Origin of the sequence: Moorella mulderi DSM 14980 (assembly GCF_001594015.1) — a bacterium.
GTDB lineage: Bacteria > Bacillota > DSM-521 > Neomoorellales > Neomoorellaceae > Neomoorella > Neomoorella mulderi.
Genome location: NZ_LTBC01000004.1, coordinates 71,406 through 88,426, shown reverse-complemented (window position 1 = coordinate 88,426; position 17,021 = coordinate 71,406). Strand labels below are relative to the sequence as shown.

At 51.7% G+C, this 17,021-nt stretch carries 17 protein-coding genes, 1 pseudogene and 1 CRISPR repeat array (1 of these 19 only partly in view); of the genes and pseudogenes, 10 read left to right on the top strand and 8 right to left on the bottom strand.

The features are described 5' to 3' along the window. The 6 genes from MOMUL_RS07470 to MOMUL_RS17065 all read right to left on the bottom strand — a co-directional run bounded on the left by MOMUL_RS07470 (window position 1) and on the right by MOMUL_RS17065 (window position 3,986). Complete coding sequence (locus MOMUL_RS07470) at window positions 1-474, bottom strand: NADH-quinone oxidoreductase subunit NuoE family protein (protein ID WP_062283545.1); 474 nt, start codon at window positions 472-474, stop codon at window positions 1-3. 80 nt (window positions 475-554) lie between these two features. Further along, complete coding sequence (locus tag MOMUL_RS07465; protein ID WP_062283544.1) at window positions 555-1,307, bottom strand: PHP domain-containing protein; 753 nt, start codon at window positions 1,305-1,307, stop codon at window positions 555-557. Between the two features lie 38 nt (window positions 1,308-1,345). Then, on the bottom strand, window positions 1,346-1,696 hold the full coding sequence (locus MOMUL_RS07460; protein ID WP_062283541.1) for a DRTGG domain-containing protein: 351 nt from the start codon (window positions 1,694-1,696) through the stop codon (window positions 1,346-1,348). Then, entirely contained in the window at window positions 1,620-2,993 is a 1,374-nt protein-coding gene (locus tag MOMUL_RS07455) for a [Fe-Fe] hydrogenase large subunit C-terminal domain-containing protein (RefSeq protein WP_064774357.1), read from the bottom strand. The genes MOMUL_RS07460 and MOMUL_RS07455 overlap by 77 nt, the downstream gene beginning before the upstream one ends. 13 nt (window positions 2,994-3,006) lie before the next feature. Then, entirely contained in the window at window positions 3,007-3,441 is a 435-nt protein-coding gene (locus tag MOMUL_RS07450; protein ID WP_062283540.1) for an ATP-binding protein, read from the bottom strand. Next, window positions 3,438-3,986, bottom strand: a complete 549-nt coding sequence (locus MOMUL_RS17065; RefSeq protein ID WP_064774356.1) for a hypothetical protein — start codon at window positions 3,984-3,986, stop codon at window positions 3,438-3,440. Before MOMUL_RS17065 ends, MOMUL_RS07450 begins: the two co-directional genes overlap by 4 nt. 471 nt (window positions 3,987-4,457) lie before the next feature. Here MOMUL_RS17065 and MOMUL_RS07440 point away from each other — a divergent pair, with 471 nt between their 5' ends. Both MOMUL_RS07440 and MOMUL_RS07435 read left to right on the top strand, forming a co-directional pair. Then, complete coding sequence (locus MOMUL_RS07440) at window positions 4,458-4,916, top strand: MarR family winged helix-turn-helix transcriptional regulator (protein ID WP_236713035.1); 459 nt, start codon at window positions 4,458-4,460, stop codon at window positions 4,914-4,916. Between the two features lie 84 nt (window positions 4,917-5,000). Beyond that, entirely contained in the window at window positions 5,001-6,254 is a 1,254-nt protein-coding gene (locus MOMUL_RS07435; protein ID WP_062283538.1) for an MFS transporter, read from the top strand. 504 nt (window positions 6,255-6,758) lie between these two features. On the opposite strand, the gene MOMUL_RS07430 is transcribed toward MOMUL_RS07435, so the two are convergent. Together MOMUL_RS07430 and MOMUL_RS07425 are read right to left on the bottom strand one after the other, a co-directional pair. Next, window positions 6,759-8,015 carry an ISLre2 family transposase gene (locus MOMUL_RS07430; RefSeq protein WP_428846033.1) on the bottom strand — a complete coding sequence of 419 codons (1,257 nt, stop codon included), beginning with the start codon at window positions 8,013-8,015 and terminating at the stop codon, window positions 6,759-6,761. A gap of 261 nt (window positions 8,016-8,276) precedes the next feature. Further along, window positions 8,277-8,540 (bottom strand): DUF6431 domain-containing protein, encoded by a 264-nt coding sequence (locus MOMUL_RS07425; RefSeq protein ID WP_062283534.1) that lies wholly within the window; start codon window positions 8,538-8,540, stop codon window positions 8,277-8,279. Between the two features lie 378 nt (window positions 8,541-8,918). Here MOMUL_RS07425 and MOMUL_RS07420 point away from each other — a divergent pair, with 378 nt between their 5' ends. From MOMUL_RS07420 to tnpC, 8 genes and pseudogenes are all read left to right on the top strand, one after another. Next, complete coding sequence (locus MOMUL_RS07420; RefSeq protein ID WP_062283531.1) at window positions 8,919-10,322, top strand: aspartate ammonia-lyase; 1,404 nt, start codon at window positions 8,919-8,921, stop codon at window positions 10,320-10,322. Window positions 10,323-10,550: 228 nt separating this feature from the next. Beyond that, the gene (locus MOMUL_RS15740) at window positions 10,551-10,955 is read left to right on the top strand and encodes a transposase (protein WP_161484980.1); all 405 of its coding nucleotides are present in this window, start codon (window positions 10,551-10,553) and stop codon (window positions 10,953-10,955) included. Window positions 10,956-11,241: 286 nt separating this feature from the next. After that, a pseudogene (locus tag MOMUL_RS18000) lies at window positions 11,242-11,388 on the top strand (IS5 family transposase); the annotation flags it as partial. A 128-nt stretch (window positions 11,389-11,516) separates the two neighbouring features. Beyond that, window positions 11,517-11,666: an IS66 family insertion sequence element accessory protein TnpA gene (tnpA, locus tag MOMUL_RS17855; RefSeq protein WP_407937685.1), complete on the top strand. Its 150-nt coding sequence runs from the start codon at window positions 11,517-11,519 to the stop codon at window positions 11,664-11,666. A gap of 130 nt (window positions 11,667-11,796) precedes the next feature. Then, on the top strand, window positions 11,797-11,955 hold the full coding sequence (gene tnpB / locus MOMUL_RS07405; RefSeq protein WP_084785536.1) for an IS66 family insertion sequence element accessory protein TnpB: 159 nt from the start codon (window positions 11,797-11,799) through the stop codon (window positions 11,953-11,955). Window positions 11,956-12,040: 85 nt separating this feature from the next. After that, entirely contained in the window at window positions 12,041-12,367 is a 327-nt protein-coding gene (gene tnpA / locus MOMUL_RS07400; RefSeq protein WP_062283525.1) for an IS66 family insertion sequence element accessory protein TnpA, read from the top strand. Beyond that, window positions 12,361-12,717, top strand: coding sequence for an IS66 family insertion sequence element accessory protein TnpB (gene tnpB, locus MOMUL_RS07395; RefSeq protein WP_062283522.1), 357 nt, complete (start codon window positions 12,361-12,363; stop codon window positions 12,715-12,717). The genes tnpA (MOMUL_RS07400) and tnpB (MOMUL_RS07395) overlap by 7 nt, the downstream gene beginning before the upstream one ends. 110 nt (window positions 12,718-12,827) lie before the next feature. Next, window positions 12,828-14,399, top strand: a complete 1,572-nt coding sequence (gene tnpC / locus MOMUL_RS07390) for an IS66 family transposase (protein ID WP_153018308.1) — start codon at window positions 12,828-12,830, stop codon at window positions 14,397-14,399. An 82-nt stretch (window positions 14,400-14,481) separates the two neighbouring features. Then, window positions 14,482-17,021: direct repeats of the CRISPR family, unit length 29 nt; unit sequence GTTCAAATTCCTCTATGGTAGATGGTCAC (it continues 7,723 nt past the right edge of the window).

The window sequence follows — 17,021 nt, the reverse complement described above, 5'->3', positions numbered from 1 at the left end:
TTACTGGTACTGCTTTAATACGGCTACCGCCGTATCCGGCTTCAAAAGCCCGTGGGCGCGCTTGTTGACAGTCATAACCGGACCCAGGCCGCAGGCCCCGAGACACCGGACAACCTCCAGGGAAAACTTGCCGTCGTCGGTGCTGTCCCCGGCTTTGATGCCCAGCTCCTTCTCCAGGCGCTCCAGGATCTCCGGGGAGCCCTTGACGTAGCAGGCCGTCCCCTTGCAGACGGATACCTGGTATTTACCCTTGGGCTTGACGGTAAAATGGTGGTAGAAGGAAATGACGCTGTAGACTTCCGTCAGGGACACTCCCAGGCCTTCGGCTATGGCCACCTGGACCTGGCGGGGCAGGTAGCCGATGAGGTCCTGGGCCTGGTGGAGAACTTCGATCAAATCGGAAGGCCGGCCGCGGTGGGCGGCAATGATCTTATCGAGTTCCTCCCATTTGGCTTCACATTGACAGGCTTCCATGGTAAAACCTCCTTAAAATCATAAATCTGGGCTCAGTCTGCAACAAACTTCCTATCAAAATGTCGAACCTGATGCGCTATTTATCTGACATCATTCTTCTCATCCACCACCACCTTGAATTGCTGCCGCTCCATGGCCCGGACCAGGGCGGCGACATTGACCGCCTCTAGATCATACCCGGTGACCCGGCGGCCGATGTCATGCAAGTAATGGGCATCGGAAGCGGCTACCAGGGGCCAATTGGCCACGGTTGGGAACTTCTTGCGAGCGGCCGCCGGGCTCAGCAGGCCCAGTTCCATGGCTACCACCGGCATCCCCGGCGGAACAATACCTAAATTCGCCAGCAGGCTGTAGGATGGCCTGTCCACATGGGCCGGCAGGCACAAACCGCCGCGCCTAGCTACCTCCCCGGCCACTTCCTCTACCCCCAGGCCGGTGCTGGCCAGGAGGAGCCTTTTCTCCCGGCCTGTTTCTTGGCCCGCGGCATCCAGGAGAAGCTGGGGGCCGAAATAATCCTCCCGGTTTTCCCCATCTGGAAGGTGGCGGTAAACCTCCTCCTGCCACGCCAGGGCTTCTCGCGACGTATCGAAGAGACATACCAGGTGGACGTCTTCCCTGGTCTGGACTTCCATACCGGCCAGGACAATGAGCCCGGTACCCCGGGCAGCCTCTTGCACGGCGGCCACATTACCGGCGCTGTTGTGATCGGTCACGGCGATGACCTGCAGGCCGGCGGCAAGGGCCGCAGCCACAATCGCCGGTGGTGTCATCTCCTCCCCAGCGCAGGGCGACAGGGCGGTATGGATATGCAGGTCAGCATAGTAGATAGTCATGGCCTTTTCCTGCTGGAGTCCCCTGTGACACTTGATTATTAGCCTGAGTGAAAAGGCGAAAAAAGAAGCTGGTATAAACGACCGGCTACCTCAAAGGTCCGGCATGGTGTAGAAAGCAATGGCAGGCCTTCGGCCTCTGCCTTGCGGCAGACTTCCGGTGGTATCCCCCTACCCCCGGTAAGCACCACGCCTGCTGCCCCGGTCAGGAGGGCCACGGCCACCACATTCATGTGGGCCTGCAGGGTCAGCCACAGGCATCCCGGTGTCCCATTAGCCATAAAATCGCTGATGAGGTCGGTACAATAGCCGCTGTCAACTTCTCTGTCCAGGCCCCTCTCTCCGGCCAGGACCTGCAAATTCAAGCGCTCCACTATTTCCCGCAGTTTCATTACCACCCCTCCTTTCCGGTTGGGCCATGGACGGCGGTAATTTCCGCGCCAGTTCGACCACCTCTTCCGCCAGGACCCGCACCCTGTCCCGCAGGACGAAAACGCAGTCGGTATCCTGGGCCTCTCCCCGGACAATATCCTCGGCCAGGGCGCGGCAGCTGGGTGAGCCGCAGGAACCGCAGTCCAGGCCCGGGAGCAGGGCCTGCGTGGCTTCCAGGCGGCGCATTTTTTCCAGGGCTGTGACCAGGTCGGCGTCAAGCTGCAGAACCGGTCGCGGCCTGAACGGTGCCGCAACCAGGCTGTCGCCAGCGTCCGGCAGTGCCCTGGGCCCTGCGGGCAGGCCGCAGGCTAGTTGCCTCAGCTCCAGGCGGGCCAGGTAGGGGTTACGGACCATCAGGGCGCCGCCGACACAGCCGGCGGGGCAGGCCTGGGCTTCAATATAATCGATATCCTGGAAATCGCCCGCCTCGATCCGGGTTAAAACTTCAATAACATGGTGGATACCATCCACCTCCAGCAAGCGCCGGCCGCCAATGCTGGCATTCTCGCCGCCGCTGTGGCCCCAGCCATAACCGCCAGCACCGGCCCGGGAAGGGTAAACCGGGGCGGTGGCCAAACATTTAAGGATATCACCGTAAATGGCCGCCAGGGGGATGACCCCATCGGGACCCGCCAGCCCTCCCGGGGGCTGGCGGGCAGCCGTAATCTTGGCCGGGCAGGGAGAAATAAAGAAGGTACCGATGGCTTCCCTAGGTAAACCGGTCGCTTTTGCCCCCTCCTCCCTGGCCAGGCGGGCAGCCACATCCATGGGGGTGGCCAGGGGCAGCAGTTGCTCTACCAGGGACGGGAAACGTACCTGGATGAGTCCCACCACCGCCGGGCAGGCCGGGGAGATCAGCGGCCTTTTGCCATGGTAATTATCCAGGTAGCGCCGGGTCGCCCGGGCCACCATCTCCGCCGCCAGGGCCACTTCAAAAACAGCATCAAATCCCAGGGCTATGAGGGAACCAAGGATACGCTCCAAATCAGCCTGGCCGGCAAACTGGGAAACAAAGGCCGGCGCCGGAAGGGCGATACGGTAGCGGTAAAGACTCAGGGTTTCCAGGCTATCACCCACGGCAATCTTGGCGTGGTTGGGACAGATACGGATGCACTCGCCGCAGTCGATGCAGCGTTCCTGGATGATACGGGCCTTGCCCTCCCGCACCCGGATGGCTTCCGTGGGGCAGCGTTTTATGCAATTGGTGCAGCCTTTACATTTATCCTCGTCCAGGCGTACGGAATGGAAGTACTCCATCACGCCACCGCCTTCAGCGATTATAGATTACTATCTTTACCCTCGTTCCCTCGCCCATAGTAGAGGTAATTTCCAGTTCATCGGCACATCGGCGGATATTGGGTAGCCCCATGCCGGCGCCGAAACCCATTTCCTGGATTTCCCGGGAAGCGGTGGAATAACCTTCCTGCATGGCCAGGTCAATATCGGGTATCCCCGGACCGGTATCAAGGGCTGTAATGGTAATTGCTTCGGGAGTAATACAGGCCTTGAGTTCGCCGCCAAAAGAGTGGATAACTATATTCATCTCCGCCTCGTAGGCGGCAATGGCCACCCGCCGGATAATGGCCGGCTGGAAACCCACCTGCTGCAGGACCTGGCGGATGCGGGCTGCCCCGTCCCCACCGGCCAGGAAATCGCGGGCACGGACGGGAAAGGCCAGTTCCAGGGCTGGTGTATTATCCTTCAAGGCAACCACTCCGGCCGCTCCAGGCAGGTTTTCCTGTATCTCCAGTAACTCCTACCTGGTGAAACCCTTCCTCGCAGCACCCCTACTGACCTCTCCCTTCCCGCCGGCATGGCGCCATGCGGTAGCGTACCAGCTTCTTTTCCCTCCTGCTTTTGCTTGCTTTCCCAGCTAGAGGTGGCGGCCTGGTCGTCACCCGCCTCCCTGGAACAGCCTTTCAGCCCTGCCTGGAAGAGGCGGCCGCAGCTGTCATACATCAACAACCTGGTGCCCAGGAGAGGCAACCCCAGATTAGCGGCGGCGTTGATAAGGTTTTTGTCCGGCCTCTTGCCCCGGACAAAGACGATGGCTGCCGCGTCAATCATGGTTGCCGTATGGATGACATGGGCATTGGTCAGACCGGTCAGCAGGAGTACCCGGCTACAGGCAAAGGCCAGAACGTCGCTCATCAGGTCGGAACCAAAGCCGGCCTCTACTTCCAGGTCTAGTTTATCGGCCCCGGTAAAGACCTCAGCCTCGAGGATAGCCTGAACTTCCCTGAGTTTCACCGGGCCTGAACCTCCTGATGGTGAATTGCTTCACAATACCTGGCAAAATAAATGGGCTTCAATGAATTCTATGCCCGCTCCTCTTTTTCATGTCCCCGTGATAGCACGGTTATTCACTTTGTTGCTAATATCCATTTGTGATAGTTCATATGTAGTTTTATTCGCCACGAATTTTAATTTTCCTGCCAGGTCTTATAAAATTCTTATTAACCATTCATTTTATTATACATTATTGTCCATTTTTTTGGCATCTGGCTTTTTGGATACCGCCAGCAAAAACCCCCGCCTTTAACCGGCGTGGGTGCAATTGTAACACCCCCATGTTAAGAGAAAATAAAGGTGACCGCAGGTATGCACCCTTGCTACTCCGGGGTAGTTTTTTATGAGCGCAGGATAAATAGAAGTTGACAACGGTGCTAATCGATAGTATGATTATTTTTCGTATCCCAAAATATACGGGAGGCGAAGGTATTGGCTGGATTGGCGGAAGAAACCCGGGAACTGGAATTACTGTTGCGCCAGATCAATTACCTGATGAACCATTATACCCGCACATATTTGAGCGGCCGGGGTTTGACCATACCCCGCTTCTGGGTTTTAAGCAGCCTGGCGGCGGATAAACCCATAACTATGGGGGAACTCCAGCGGCGGCTCTTCCTGGCCCCGGCAACCCTCACGGGCCTTGTTGATGGCCTGGTGGAGGAAAAACTGGTCCGGCGCTGGCGGGACAATAATGACCGGCGCCTGGTATACCTGGCCCTGACCCCGGCAGGCGAAGAATTCCTGGCCGGAATATTAAAATACCGTTCCTCAGTTTTAGAAAAAGCCCTGGCAAACCAGGATGGTATAAACTTAGGACAATTAAACGCTTTTCTGCGTTTGCTCCTTACTAACCTCAGGTACCTGTGCCCTCATCTGCGGTCCTCATGAAGCCTGTTAACCGGTAAATATTTCTAGCGCGCATAAAATCAGGCAGGAGATATTTGGATTTAAAAGGTGGGAACAATACGGAACATGGAAATAGAAGTAGCAACAGAGAAGAAAGCCGGTTGCTTTCAGGCCCTGGCGGCCTTAAGGCATCGTAATTTCCGGCTTTTCTGGTGCGGGCAGTTGATCTCCCTTATGGGCACCTGGATGCAAAATATGGCCCAGGGCTGGCTGGTACTGCAGTTAACGAATTCACCCTTTCTGCTGGGACTGGTTAGCGCCATCCAGTTTACACCTTTGCTGGTCCTCGCCCTGGTAGCCGGCGTGGTGGCCGACAGGGTGCCTAAAAGACGTCTTTTAATCATAACCCAGAGCAGCCTGATGCTCCTGGCCTTCATCCTGGGTATTTTAACTTTAACAGGGGTGGTGCGTTACTGGCAGGTATTGATCCTGGCAGGATTGCTAGGTATAGTTAACACCTTTGACATGCCTGCCCGCCAGTCCTTCGTTGTAGAAATGGTGGGCAAGAAAGATTTGATGAATGCCATTGCCCTTAATTCTTCCATCTTTAACGCCGCCCGGATTATCGGCCCGGCCCTGGCCGGCCTGGTCATTGGCCGGCTGGGGATGGCAGCAAGCTTCCTGCTCAATGCAGCCAGCTTTGTGGCTGTTATTGGAGGCCTGCTGCTGATCCGGGTACCTGAGGAAAGCTGGCCCCAGCAGGCTGAAACACGTATCTTGGAAAAGATTAGCGAGGGGTTAAACTACATCCGCCAGACACCCGTTATCCTGCAGGCTATCACCCTCATGGCCTCCCTCAGCATTTTGACTATGAACTTTAATGTCCTGATCCCGGTCCTGGCCCGGAATACTTTGCGACAGCAGGCTGAAGGCTACGGCCTGCTCATGTCTGCTTCAGGCATCGGCGCCTTTGGTGGAGCCGTAATGCTGGCATTCTTAAGTAAAGTTGGACCGCGGCGCCAGTTGCTGCTAGGTGGGGCTGCCGGTCTTTGTTTCTTCCAGCTCCTCCTGGCTGCCACGCGCTCTTATCTCCTGGCGCTTTTGCTCCTGGCCTTCACCGGCTGGTCAATGATTACTTTTACCGCTTCTGTGAACACGACCTTACAGCTTAATGTACCGGATAATTTACGCGGCCGGGTGATGAGCGTATACTCCCTGGTCTTCGGCGGCGTGACACCCATTGGTAGCCTGTTTAGCGGCAGCATCGCCCACCTCTGGGGCGCGCCGGCAGCTCTTGCCACCGGGGCGATGATGGGGATGTCAAGTTTAATTATCATTATGCTTTGGTTACCCTACCAGAAATACGGCCGGCTTCAATGATTGTGCTATGTCCTGTCCGGTATTCCCACTTTCCCCAGGTCGTGGACCTGAGCCAGCAGGGATAGGTTGGCAAGCTATTGCGCTGAAAGTCCAACCTTTTCTCCCAATTCCTGGCACAACTTCTGCATGCGCCTGGCATGCCCTTCAGTTATATAATCCCGTTCTGAAAGTGCGGTTAACAGTGCATTAATAATCACTAGCGTTGCATAAAGAAAATATTAACTTGTCAAGGGCAATAGCGCCCTAAAAACGGCCAAATTCCTAAAATAACCTGTCATTGCAAGAAAAAACTCCTTATACTAGAGATTAAGGGTAGTCCTTGCCCCAACCTCTAATATAAGGAGGCCACAATGCAAGGCAAGGATACCACATTATCCACATTTCATCAACTGTTCGCGATCACTCGATAGTGTCAAGCCACTGTAGGATTTTTACCGAAATAAGTTCCACCGTTTGGTTCGAGACCTCGCCTTAGTAGTAATTCAAAAATCGCAATTAGGTATCTTAGGCGGCATCTATTAAGGCTCGCAGTGCTCTGGTCAGTGGGCTTTGTGGTCCGTTTAATATGGGCATATTATGGAGCATCTCCGCTACATTGTGGCTCATTTTTTTCCTGGCTTGCTGCAATTTATCTGTGTCTAGCTCCAGGGCCTTTACCACTTGCGGTTGCTGGGCTAGATACATTTCCTGAATGTTTACTCCATTGGCTTTGGCCGCCCGTAGCCCCGCCATCTGTTCGGCTCCCGCTTTGCTCCATGCCCCGGGTCGGCTACTCAGCCGGGCCGATAGTATATGGCTGATATGCCCCTCGGCGCTACATCCCAATAATTCTTCCTTGTAGCGTTTTTGGGCTTCTATCCCGTCCCACTGGTTTTCTATATATCGCTTGGCCCTGCTTATCGCTTTCCGGCGTTCGGGATGGGCCTTCTCTGCTTCCCTGAGAACACCTAGCACGCCTTCCAGCTGCCCCTCTCCTATATGTTTCCAGATGGCTGCCTGCATTTTGGCGTAGGGGCCTACCGCCGCCATTATGTATTTGCTTAGATGAAATTGGTCAAGGATAAATACGGATTTGGGTATTATTTCTATGCCACTGCGGATCCAGCTCGCTCCGTCCCCGTTTATATAGATCCGCTCTACATATTCCAGGTCGTAGCGGTTTTCTATATAATCCAGCGTGTCAAACCACATGTCTTCTATAGTTTTATATGGCCCACTGAAGTAACGGGCCTCCTTAAGCTGTCTTCTGCCTTTACAGACTTCTTTTGCTCCTTCGTGGACATAAATCAGGGGTATCGCCATTCGCCCTTTTTTATCCTGCCGGGCAACATGGTCTTCGTCGGCTTCAATATATAAATACCTTACTCTTCTTTTGTCTTCGCTGCTTCCTACTTCCCCCCATTTCGGGATTTTAAGCTTGTCTACTGCATTCTTTACTGTTTGGCCGCTAACCTTTTCTCCCCAGCCATATTCCTGTGCTCCTTTGCCGCTACATTGATAGGATTGTTCGGCCGCTATTTCTGTTAATATGGCTTTGGCCGGTTCTTCTATTCGCATATGGGGTCTATAGCCCGCATAGGTATCGGCCAGGTGGGCATAGCTTTGGCTTCCTTTGTTATAAAAGTAGGTGCGCTCGTAGCTCATTTCTCCAAATACCGTTATTACTCGTTTTTCTTCTTTGCGCCTTTCTATAACCCACCCCGGACGCGCTTCCCGGTGTTCTACCAAATATTCATCCTGGCTTTCTATTACCATTTTCATGATGTCGTTTCCTAATGAATTTAATGCGTTTTTTACTTGCTTCTCCAGTTCTGGATACGTAATCTTACCTTCTAATGCGCCCAATACCCTTTCCCCAACCAGCAGGAATTTCTCCCATAAATGTTGAATTAATTCTTCCATAAGACCTCACCTCTTGGAGTCGTTTTGCCTTATTGGCTTAAGGCTCCGTCTTTCGCCAGACGGTGAGGTCTTATTTCGTTTTCCACCCCTTTTATTCCTGCTGATTATCCTACAGTAATTTTACTCTAACCAATACTGGAAATGGGGCAGGCAAAAGGAAGGCAGGTAGGAGAAGGTAGTGTGGCAGTATTGGCAGTAGTAACGCCGGATTAAGATGCGGCCGCTGAAATCAGCGGTAATAGCATTACGGTCAAAAAAACCGTGTTTTTGTGGTGGCACCTTTATCCGGCAATTAGGGCAGTAATCGAGCTTTGGGAAAGGAAAATTTTTACCCTGGCGGCAGTACTCTTCGGGCGACACGGTGGTGTAGAATATCAGCTGCATGGCAATCCCTCCCAGCCAATATTCTACTCGATTCGCCTTTGAGCAGCACTATTTACCTCATGCGAACACATGGACTAAAAATTGTGGCTTCTCGCTACATCAAGTGGGTAGCCTAAAATCGAAATAGCAAGGAGCCCTAAGCTTTTTAGACTTCTTTAGATATTACGACAGATATATGACGACAAAAACGCTATGGGGAATATAAAGATCATACATTACAAAAGTGGCGAAGGGGGAAACTCCCTTTGCTACTAAAAAAAATTAACAAGTATATTGTATACAGGACACAATATACTTATAATAAAGCTAAAGAGATTTTTCTTGGTTTTCCTGGATTGGAGCATTTTATAAATTTATTCCCAAGGGAGGAGGGCGCTTATGCTGGCAGAAAAGATCAGCTTTTCCCGGGTTGAAGAGGATTCTCTGGGGCAAAAGACCATTATGAACAATGCCTATTATGGCATTCACAGCCTGCGGGCTAAAGAGAATTTTACCGTTAGCGGTTACAAGCTGCATCCCGAACTAATTAAAGCCCTGGCAATAGTCAAAAAGGCTGCTGCTCTGGCCAATATGAAGGCGGGGACCCTCGAGCACAGCAAGGCCCTGGCCATCGCCCGGGCGGCCGATGAAATTATCAATGGTAAATGGCATGAGTATTTTATTGGCGAAGCTATTCAAGGTGGCGCCGGTACGGCTATCAACATGAATGCCAACGAAGTGATTGCTAACCGAGCTCTTGAAATTCTTGGATATAAGCCTGGAACATATGACAAGATAAATCCTGTTGATGATGTTAACTATGGCCAGTCCACCAATGATGTAATACCTACGGCTATCAGGATTGCTGCCATCAGGCTCCTGCAGCGTTATGTTGAGGCCAATTTGCTGCTGGCCCGAACCTTGAGGGAAAAAGCTGAAGAGTATAAGGACGCTATCAAATTAGGACGAACTCACCTGCAGGATGCCGTTCCTTTAAAAATCGGAGATGAGTTGAAGGCCTGGGCTGAGGCTATCCAGCGCGATGCCCGGCGTGGTGAAATGGCTATTAATTTACTGGCCGAAGTTAACCTGGGTGGTACTGCTATTGGGACCGGGTTAAACGCTCACCCGCACTATCGTGAAATAGTTATTGAAGAATTACGGGCCGCCAGCGGCATTCCCCAGTTGAGGCGTGCTGCCAACCTGATTGATGCCACCCAGAATTTGGATGTCATGGTGGAGGTTGCCGGTCTTTTGCGGGCCGGGGCAATCACTTTAACAAAAATAGCTAATGACCTGCGACTGCTTGCTTCTGGCCCCATGGCCGGACTGGCCGAAATAGAATTGCCACCTCTGGCTGCCGGTTCAAGCATTATGGCAGGAAAAGTTAATCCCATCATCCCCGAAGTTGTCAACCAGGTCTGTTTCAAGGTTTTCGGTAATGACCTGACTATAAACCTGGCAGCGGCAGCCGGACAGCTGGAGCTTAACGTTATGCAGCCGGTTCTGGCCTTTGCCCTTTTTGAAAGCCTGGGTATGCTTAGCGAAGCTATTAATTCCCTGGCTTTGAAAGCTGTTAAAGGGATGAAGTTTAGGCTAGAGCGCTGCGAAAACTATGTTAATAGTGCTTTGAGCCTGGTGACGCCATTAGTACCTTATATAGGTTACCAGGCGGCAACCAGGGTAGCCAAGCAAGCCTTGGCCAGTGGCAAAAGCATTATTGATATTGTCAGGGAGTTAAAATTACTGCCCGAAGAGCAGGCCCGTGAGCTCCTTGACTCGCGCCATATGCTTACCAACTAACTCAGCCAGGAAGGATCATAAATATTTTTAGCCACTAGCGTGGTTTTGGCAAGTGAAAAATGCATAGTTTGGCATTCAAAAAGTGCAGAAGGTATTACCACCACGCCAGGGTTACCTTCCCCTTCCCCCTAGAAGCGTTGTGAAAAACTCGATCTAAATGGCAGGTATTAGGCAACCAACAACGAATCCTTAACAGTAATGACATCTAATTTCCAGGAGAGGATTTCGTTGTTAGGAAGCAAGGAAAACCTGCGGCGGCAAATAGCTATCCAGGTTATCGATATTGAAAGCCTGATCCCAGATGATTACTACCTCCGCCGTATTGATGCAGCAGTTGATTTTTCGCTCATCCGTGCCAGGGTAGCCCATTTGTACTCCCATACCGGGCGGCCATCGATAGACCCGGAAATGGCTTTTCGCCTCATTACCCTGTCATACCTGCTGGGTATTTCCGAGAACCGCCTGTTCACAAAATTACCTCTGCATGCCGGCTATCTATGGTTCTGCGGCCTGGACTTCAACAGTCCTCTACCTGATGAACCACCCTGGTCAAGGCCAGAAAGCTCTGGCGTAAACACGGTTTATTCGTTGAGATCATGCGCGAAATTGTGCAGCAATGTATTGGCTTGGTGAAAGGCGACGTGTTGGCCGCCGATGGCACTATTGTTAAAGCTCGGGCAGCGATAAAAAACCTGGAAGCGTTCACCCCCAACCGATAGACAAATACCTTGAAGATCTCAAAAAACAAGATGAGAAAGAGCTGGAAACTATCACAAAATCAGAGGACAAAAGCGAACCCCCAAGTGGCGGTGAACCCCCGGTAAGGGGCCAGGGGCAAAGTGATAACAAGCCAGAAGGCCAGGCTTTACAAGACGTTAAACCTTCCCGGGATCTTTCCGGGAGGAAAGCAGGCGACCCTGATTTTCATGGGGAGAAGTTCAGCAACGCCACCCATCGTTCCACCACCGACCCGGAGGCCCGGCTCTTCCGCAAAGGTCCTGGTAAGGAAGCGAAACTCAGCTATCTGGCCCACGACCTGCTCGATGTTCGCTCTGGTATTATTGTCGTAAGCGTCAAATACAGCCCACCTTGGCACCAATCGCAAGTATAGGGGATAATCCTCTTCAGAACACAAGCTGAGGAGGATTTTTTGTTATGACCAAAGCCGAACGGTAAGCACTATGGCAAACCCGGATAGCCGAATACAAGAAGAGCGGGCAAAGCGTCAGAGAATGGTGCGCTACCCATGAAGACGTTAACCCCAAACAATTATGGTACTGGCTACGGAAGTATAAGAACCAGGACGTAGTTTCCCCGGGAAACCAAACCGGTGGCTGCCGGTAGAAATAAGGGAGCCATCTTCTGGTGTTCACGGCAACTCCTTGTTGGTCAGGATAGGCAAGACCTGCATCGAAGTAAAACCCGGCTTTGATCCCACCCTGCTTTCTCAGGTGGTTAAGGTGCTGGTAGCTTTATGCTAAACGAAGTTAGCATCGACCGGGTTTATCTCGCCTGCGGCGCCACTGACCTGCGCAAGTCCATTGACGGCCTGGCGGTGCTGGTCAAGGAAGGGTTTGAATTAGACCCTTTCACTTCCTGTCTTTTTGTTTTCTGCAACCGTAAGCGTAAGTAAGCGTCAAATACAACCCACCTTGGCATCATACCCAGGTTTAGGGGATAATCCTTCTCAGAAAACATGCTGAGGAGGGTTTTTTCTTATGACCAAAGCTGAACGGCAAGCACTATGGGAAACCCGGATAGCCGAATACAAGAAGAGTGGGCAAAGCGTTAAAGAATGGTGCTCCTCCCATGAGGACGTTAACCCCAAACAATTATGGTACTGGCTACGGAAGTATAAAAACCAGGATGTGGTTTCCCCGGGAAACTCAAACCGGTGGTTACCGGTAGAAATAAGCAACCAGTCATTTATAGAAGAGGACCATACTTTACTGGTGAAAATAGGACTGGTCAGCATCGAAGTAAAGCCCGGCTTTGATCCCGCCCTGCTTTCTCAGGTGGTTAAGGCGCTGGTGGCTTTATGCTAAACGAAACAGGCATCGACCGGGTTTATCTCGCCTGCGGCGCCACTGACCTACGCAAGTCCATTGACGGCCTGGCGGTGCTGGTCAAGGAAGGGTTCGAGCTGGACCCCTTCTCTTCTTACCTTTTCGTTTTCTGTAACCGCAAGCACGATAAACTAAAGATCCTCCACTGGGAGCATAACGGTTTCTGGCTTTATTACCGCCGCCTGGAGAAGGGCAAATTCCTATGGCCGGAAAGAAGCACTTCGGCAACCATCACCATAAGCCGCCGGGAGCTGCGCTGGCTACTCGACGGCCTCCCCTTAAAACAACCTCAGGCCCATCCCGAGGTAAAAGCGCGCACCATCGTGTAATAGGAATCGCCAGAAAGAAATATTTTCACTTTGTGGTTGATTCTAGAGGGATTCGACGGGTTTCGTCGAATCTTTTATTCATGAACACTACTTCGCAATCTATCGCTGCCATGAATATAGAAGAGCTGCAAAGCCGCTGTCTACAGCTGGAAGAGCAGTGTAGATGGCTGGAACAACAGAATGCCGAGCTGACTGCTAAACTGAATTGGTTTATGGAGCAGTTTCGTTTAAGCAAGAAACGGCAATTCGGTGTTTCCAGCGAACGGACCAGGCCTTTAGAAGAAGAGCAGCTCTTGCTTTTTAATGAGGCGGAAGTGGAAGCCCGGCCGGAGGCGCCTGAACCCGATTTGGAAACCATCACCTACCAGCGCCGCAAAGGGCGTACCCGCCGGGAGATGAACCTGGAAGACCTGCCGGTAGAAGTAGTAGAGCACCGCCTGCCGGAAGAAGAACGGGTCTGCCCGTGCTGCGGCGGTCCTTTACATGAAATGAGCACTGAAATACGGCAGGAACTCAAAGTAATCCCTGCCCAGGTGAAAGTGGTTAAGCATGTGCGCTACGTCTATTCCTGCCGCCGCTGCGAGAGGGAAGAGATAAGTACTCCCGTTGTCACGGCACCTATGCCGGCGCCTGTACTTCCCGGCAGCCCCCTATCTCCCTCCCTCCTGGCCTATATCATGACCCAGAAATACGGGGCAGGGTTACCCCTCTACCGCCAGGAGCAGCAGTTTAAAGGTTTGGGGATAGACCTTTCCCGGCAGACCATGGCCAACTGGGTGCTCCATGGAGCTAACACCTACTTAACCCTTATTTACGACCGTCTCCATGAACACCTCCTTAAAAGAGACATTCTCCATGCCGATGAGACTACGTTGCAGGTACTTCATGAACCGGGAAGGGAGCCTACCACCAAATCATTTCTCTGGCTTTACCGTACCGGGCGGGACGGTCCTCCGATTATCCTCTACGACTACCAGACCACCCGGGCCGGCAAACACCCCCGCCGGTTCCTGGAAGGTTTTAAGGGCTATTTGCATGTTGACGGCTATGACGGCTACAATGGACTTTCAGAGGTCACCCTGGTGGGCTGCTGGGCTCACGCCCGGCGCAAGTTTGACGAAGCTTTAAAAGCCCTGCCGCAAGATAAAAGAAACAAAGCAGTGGCTGCCCGGGAGGGGCTGGAGTTCTGCAACAGGCTTTTTGCCATAGAGCGCGAGCTTAAAGACAAAACCCCGGAAGAACGATATCAAATCCGCCAGGAGCGCAGCCGGCCCGTGCTGGACGCCTTTTTGGCGTGGCTAAAAACCCAGAAATCCCGGGTACTGCCCAAAAGCACTTTTGGGCAGGCGGTTTACTATTGCCTGGGCCAGTGGGATAAGCTCGTAGCCTTCTTGCAAGACGGGCGTCTGGAACTCGACAACAACCGCAGCGAGCGCTCCATCAAGCCCTTCGTCATTGGCCGCAAGAACTGGTTGTTTGCCAACACCCCGCGGGGTGCTAAAGCCAGCGCCATTACCTACAGCATCATAGAAACGGCCAAGGAAAACGGGTTAAATCCCTTTCACTATCTCATTTACCTCTTTGAAAAACTTCCCAACTTGGACCTCAAGGATAAAAACGCCCTGGATCAACTCCTGCCGTGGTCGGAAACTCTGCCTCCTGTCTGCCGGATGAATAATTAAGCTTGTTTTAGCCCCCACCTCGGTGATAGGTGGGGGCTATTTTACGCTTACCAATAAAGAGGTCCTCACTACGGGTTCTCTCGTTCAAATTCCTCTATGGTAGATGGTCACGGCTTTCCAAATCAATTCTACTGCTACGCCTAATTGTTCAAATTCCTCTATGGTAGATGGTCACCCGTTTGCGGCAAACTGGGCACGGATACTAAGATGAGTTCAAATTCCTCTATGGTAGATGGTCACTGATACCTTCCAACTCTATATTGCCAATGCGGATTTGTTCAAATTCCTCTATGGTAGATGGTCACACATAAGTTGCAAGGCCACCCGGTTGCGGAGGCCCGGTTCAAATTCCTCTATGGTAGATGGTCACTCAGATTTTATCTGCTCTCAAGGACCCCGCTGCTTTGTTCAAATTCCTCTATGGTAGATGGTCACCCTCAAGCCTATACCGTTAAGCCTGGGGATAATCTGGTTCAAATTCCTCTATGGTAGATGGTCACTTATTTTAGGGAGGGGATTTGTCTTGCCGGTTGTCAGTTCAAATTCCTCTATGGTAGATGGTCACGGGGATGCAAGCATTGTGGGGAAATCTTTAATCGAGTTCAAATTCCTCTATGGTAGATGGTCACAAGGCCCGCACCGTCGGCCGCAGTTCTTCGCGCACTGTTCAAATTCCTCTATGGTAGATGGTCACCCCCGGGGGCCAGGGCGTCCGCGCCCCCGGTGGCGGTTCAAATTCCTCTATGGTAAATGGTCACTTATTACTGCCAAATAAACGGTGTAAGCTATTATAGTTCAAATTCCTCTATGGTAGATGGTCACCCTCGGCGGCTCCCATTCGTACTGGTCGCATCCGCAGTTCAAATTCCTCTATGGTAGATGGTCACCTATCGCCAGCTGCACCCGGAGAACCGTATTTACCGTTCAAATTCCTCTATGGTAGATGGTCACTAACGTATCCAACATGGCTGGGTCAACTCAAGGTTAGTTCAAATTCCTCTATGGTAGATGGTCACTAAACAGTAACCCGCTTTACCACATTCCTTAACGCCGTTCAAATTCCTCTATGGTAGATGGTCACTGGCCTGGGTGCGGTTGGGGATGTCTTTCGTCTTTGTTCAAATTCCTCTATGGTAGATGGTCACGTTCGTTTTCGCTGGCGAACCAGAGGGAACCCGCGGGTTCAAATTCCTCTATGGTAGATGGTCACACGGCTATAACACCGAAACCGACACCGAATTAGGCAGTTCAAATTCCTCTATGGTAGATGGTCACTAGACCCGCGAGTTATTCCCCTGGGTTCGGTGGTCGTTCAAATTCCTCTATGGTAGATGGTCACTGGGTCCCCGGCCTGAAAATCCAGCCGCTGCAAGTGTTCAAATTCCTCTATGGTAGATGGTCACTAATTTAGCATTTGCATCTAACCGCAAAATCTTATGTTCAAATTCCTCTATGGTAGATGGTCACCTATCAAGCATCCGCTGCCGAATTGCTTCTTCGGTTGTTCAAATTCCTCTATGGTAGATGGTCACATCACGGCGGGGTACATAGAATTTACGTCCAACTTAGTTCAAATTCCTCTATGGTAGATGGTCACTTACACCTCCGGCACTAAATTAAGACGCTTAAGCTGTTCAAATTCCTCTATGGTAGATGGTCACTCTATAGCTTCCAGGGAGCCGACCCCCGGTGGCTCAGTTCAAATTCCTCTATGGTAGATGGTCACTGTTCTTCGGGTGACAGACTATCATCTACAAAAATAGTTCAAATTCCTCTATGGTAGATGGTCACCCAAGAAAAGAGCATAAAGTCTTTAGCTTCGAAGTGTTCAAATTCCTCTATGGTAGATGGTCACGTGAACGGGATTATTACTGTAGGCGAATATGTTGCAGTTCAAATTCCTCTATGGTAGATGGTCACCCTCAACGGCCTGGAGCCCAGCCAGGAGCTTAACCCGTTCAAATTCCTCTATGGTAGATGGTCACCCCAGCTTCGGTTCACCAGGATGCTCTACTTGCAACTGTTCAAATTCCTCTATGGTAGATGGTCACTGAAAGCCTATCAAGTAAAAATGTCATATTTTGAGTTCAAATTCCTCTATGGTAGATGGTCACCCCATCATTTTGCAGTAGTTTTCTATTGCTTCTTTTGTTCAAATTCCTCTATGGTAGATGGTCACCATCCGTCCTGGTGTTCCCCGCCGGCATCCTGGCGGGTTCAAATTCCTCTATGGTAGATGGTCACCTTAGTTCGGTAGCTTGTACCACATTTGCACCACACGGTTCAAATTCCTCTATGGTAGATGGTCACGCAAGGAAATTGCCCGGTATATGCCCGATGAAACCCCCGTTCAAATTCCTCTATGGTAGATGGTCACGATTGAGGATATCCTTACCCATTGCTTTAAACTGTGTTCAAATTCCTCTATGGTAGATGGTCACTTATGTGCGCCGAGCTGAGGTGAGGAATATGGCCCGTTCAAATTCCTCTATGGTAGATGGTCACTTCAGGACGCTATGGAAGCCCTGGCCGACGCTCAAAGTTCAAATTCCTCTATGGTAGATGGTCACCTGCTACATTGAAACCTTTGAGCATACCTGGGGCGGGTTCAAATTCCTCTAT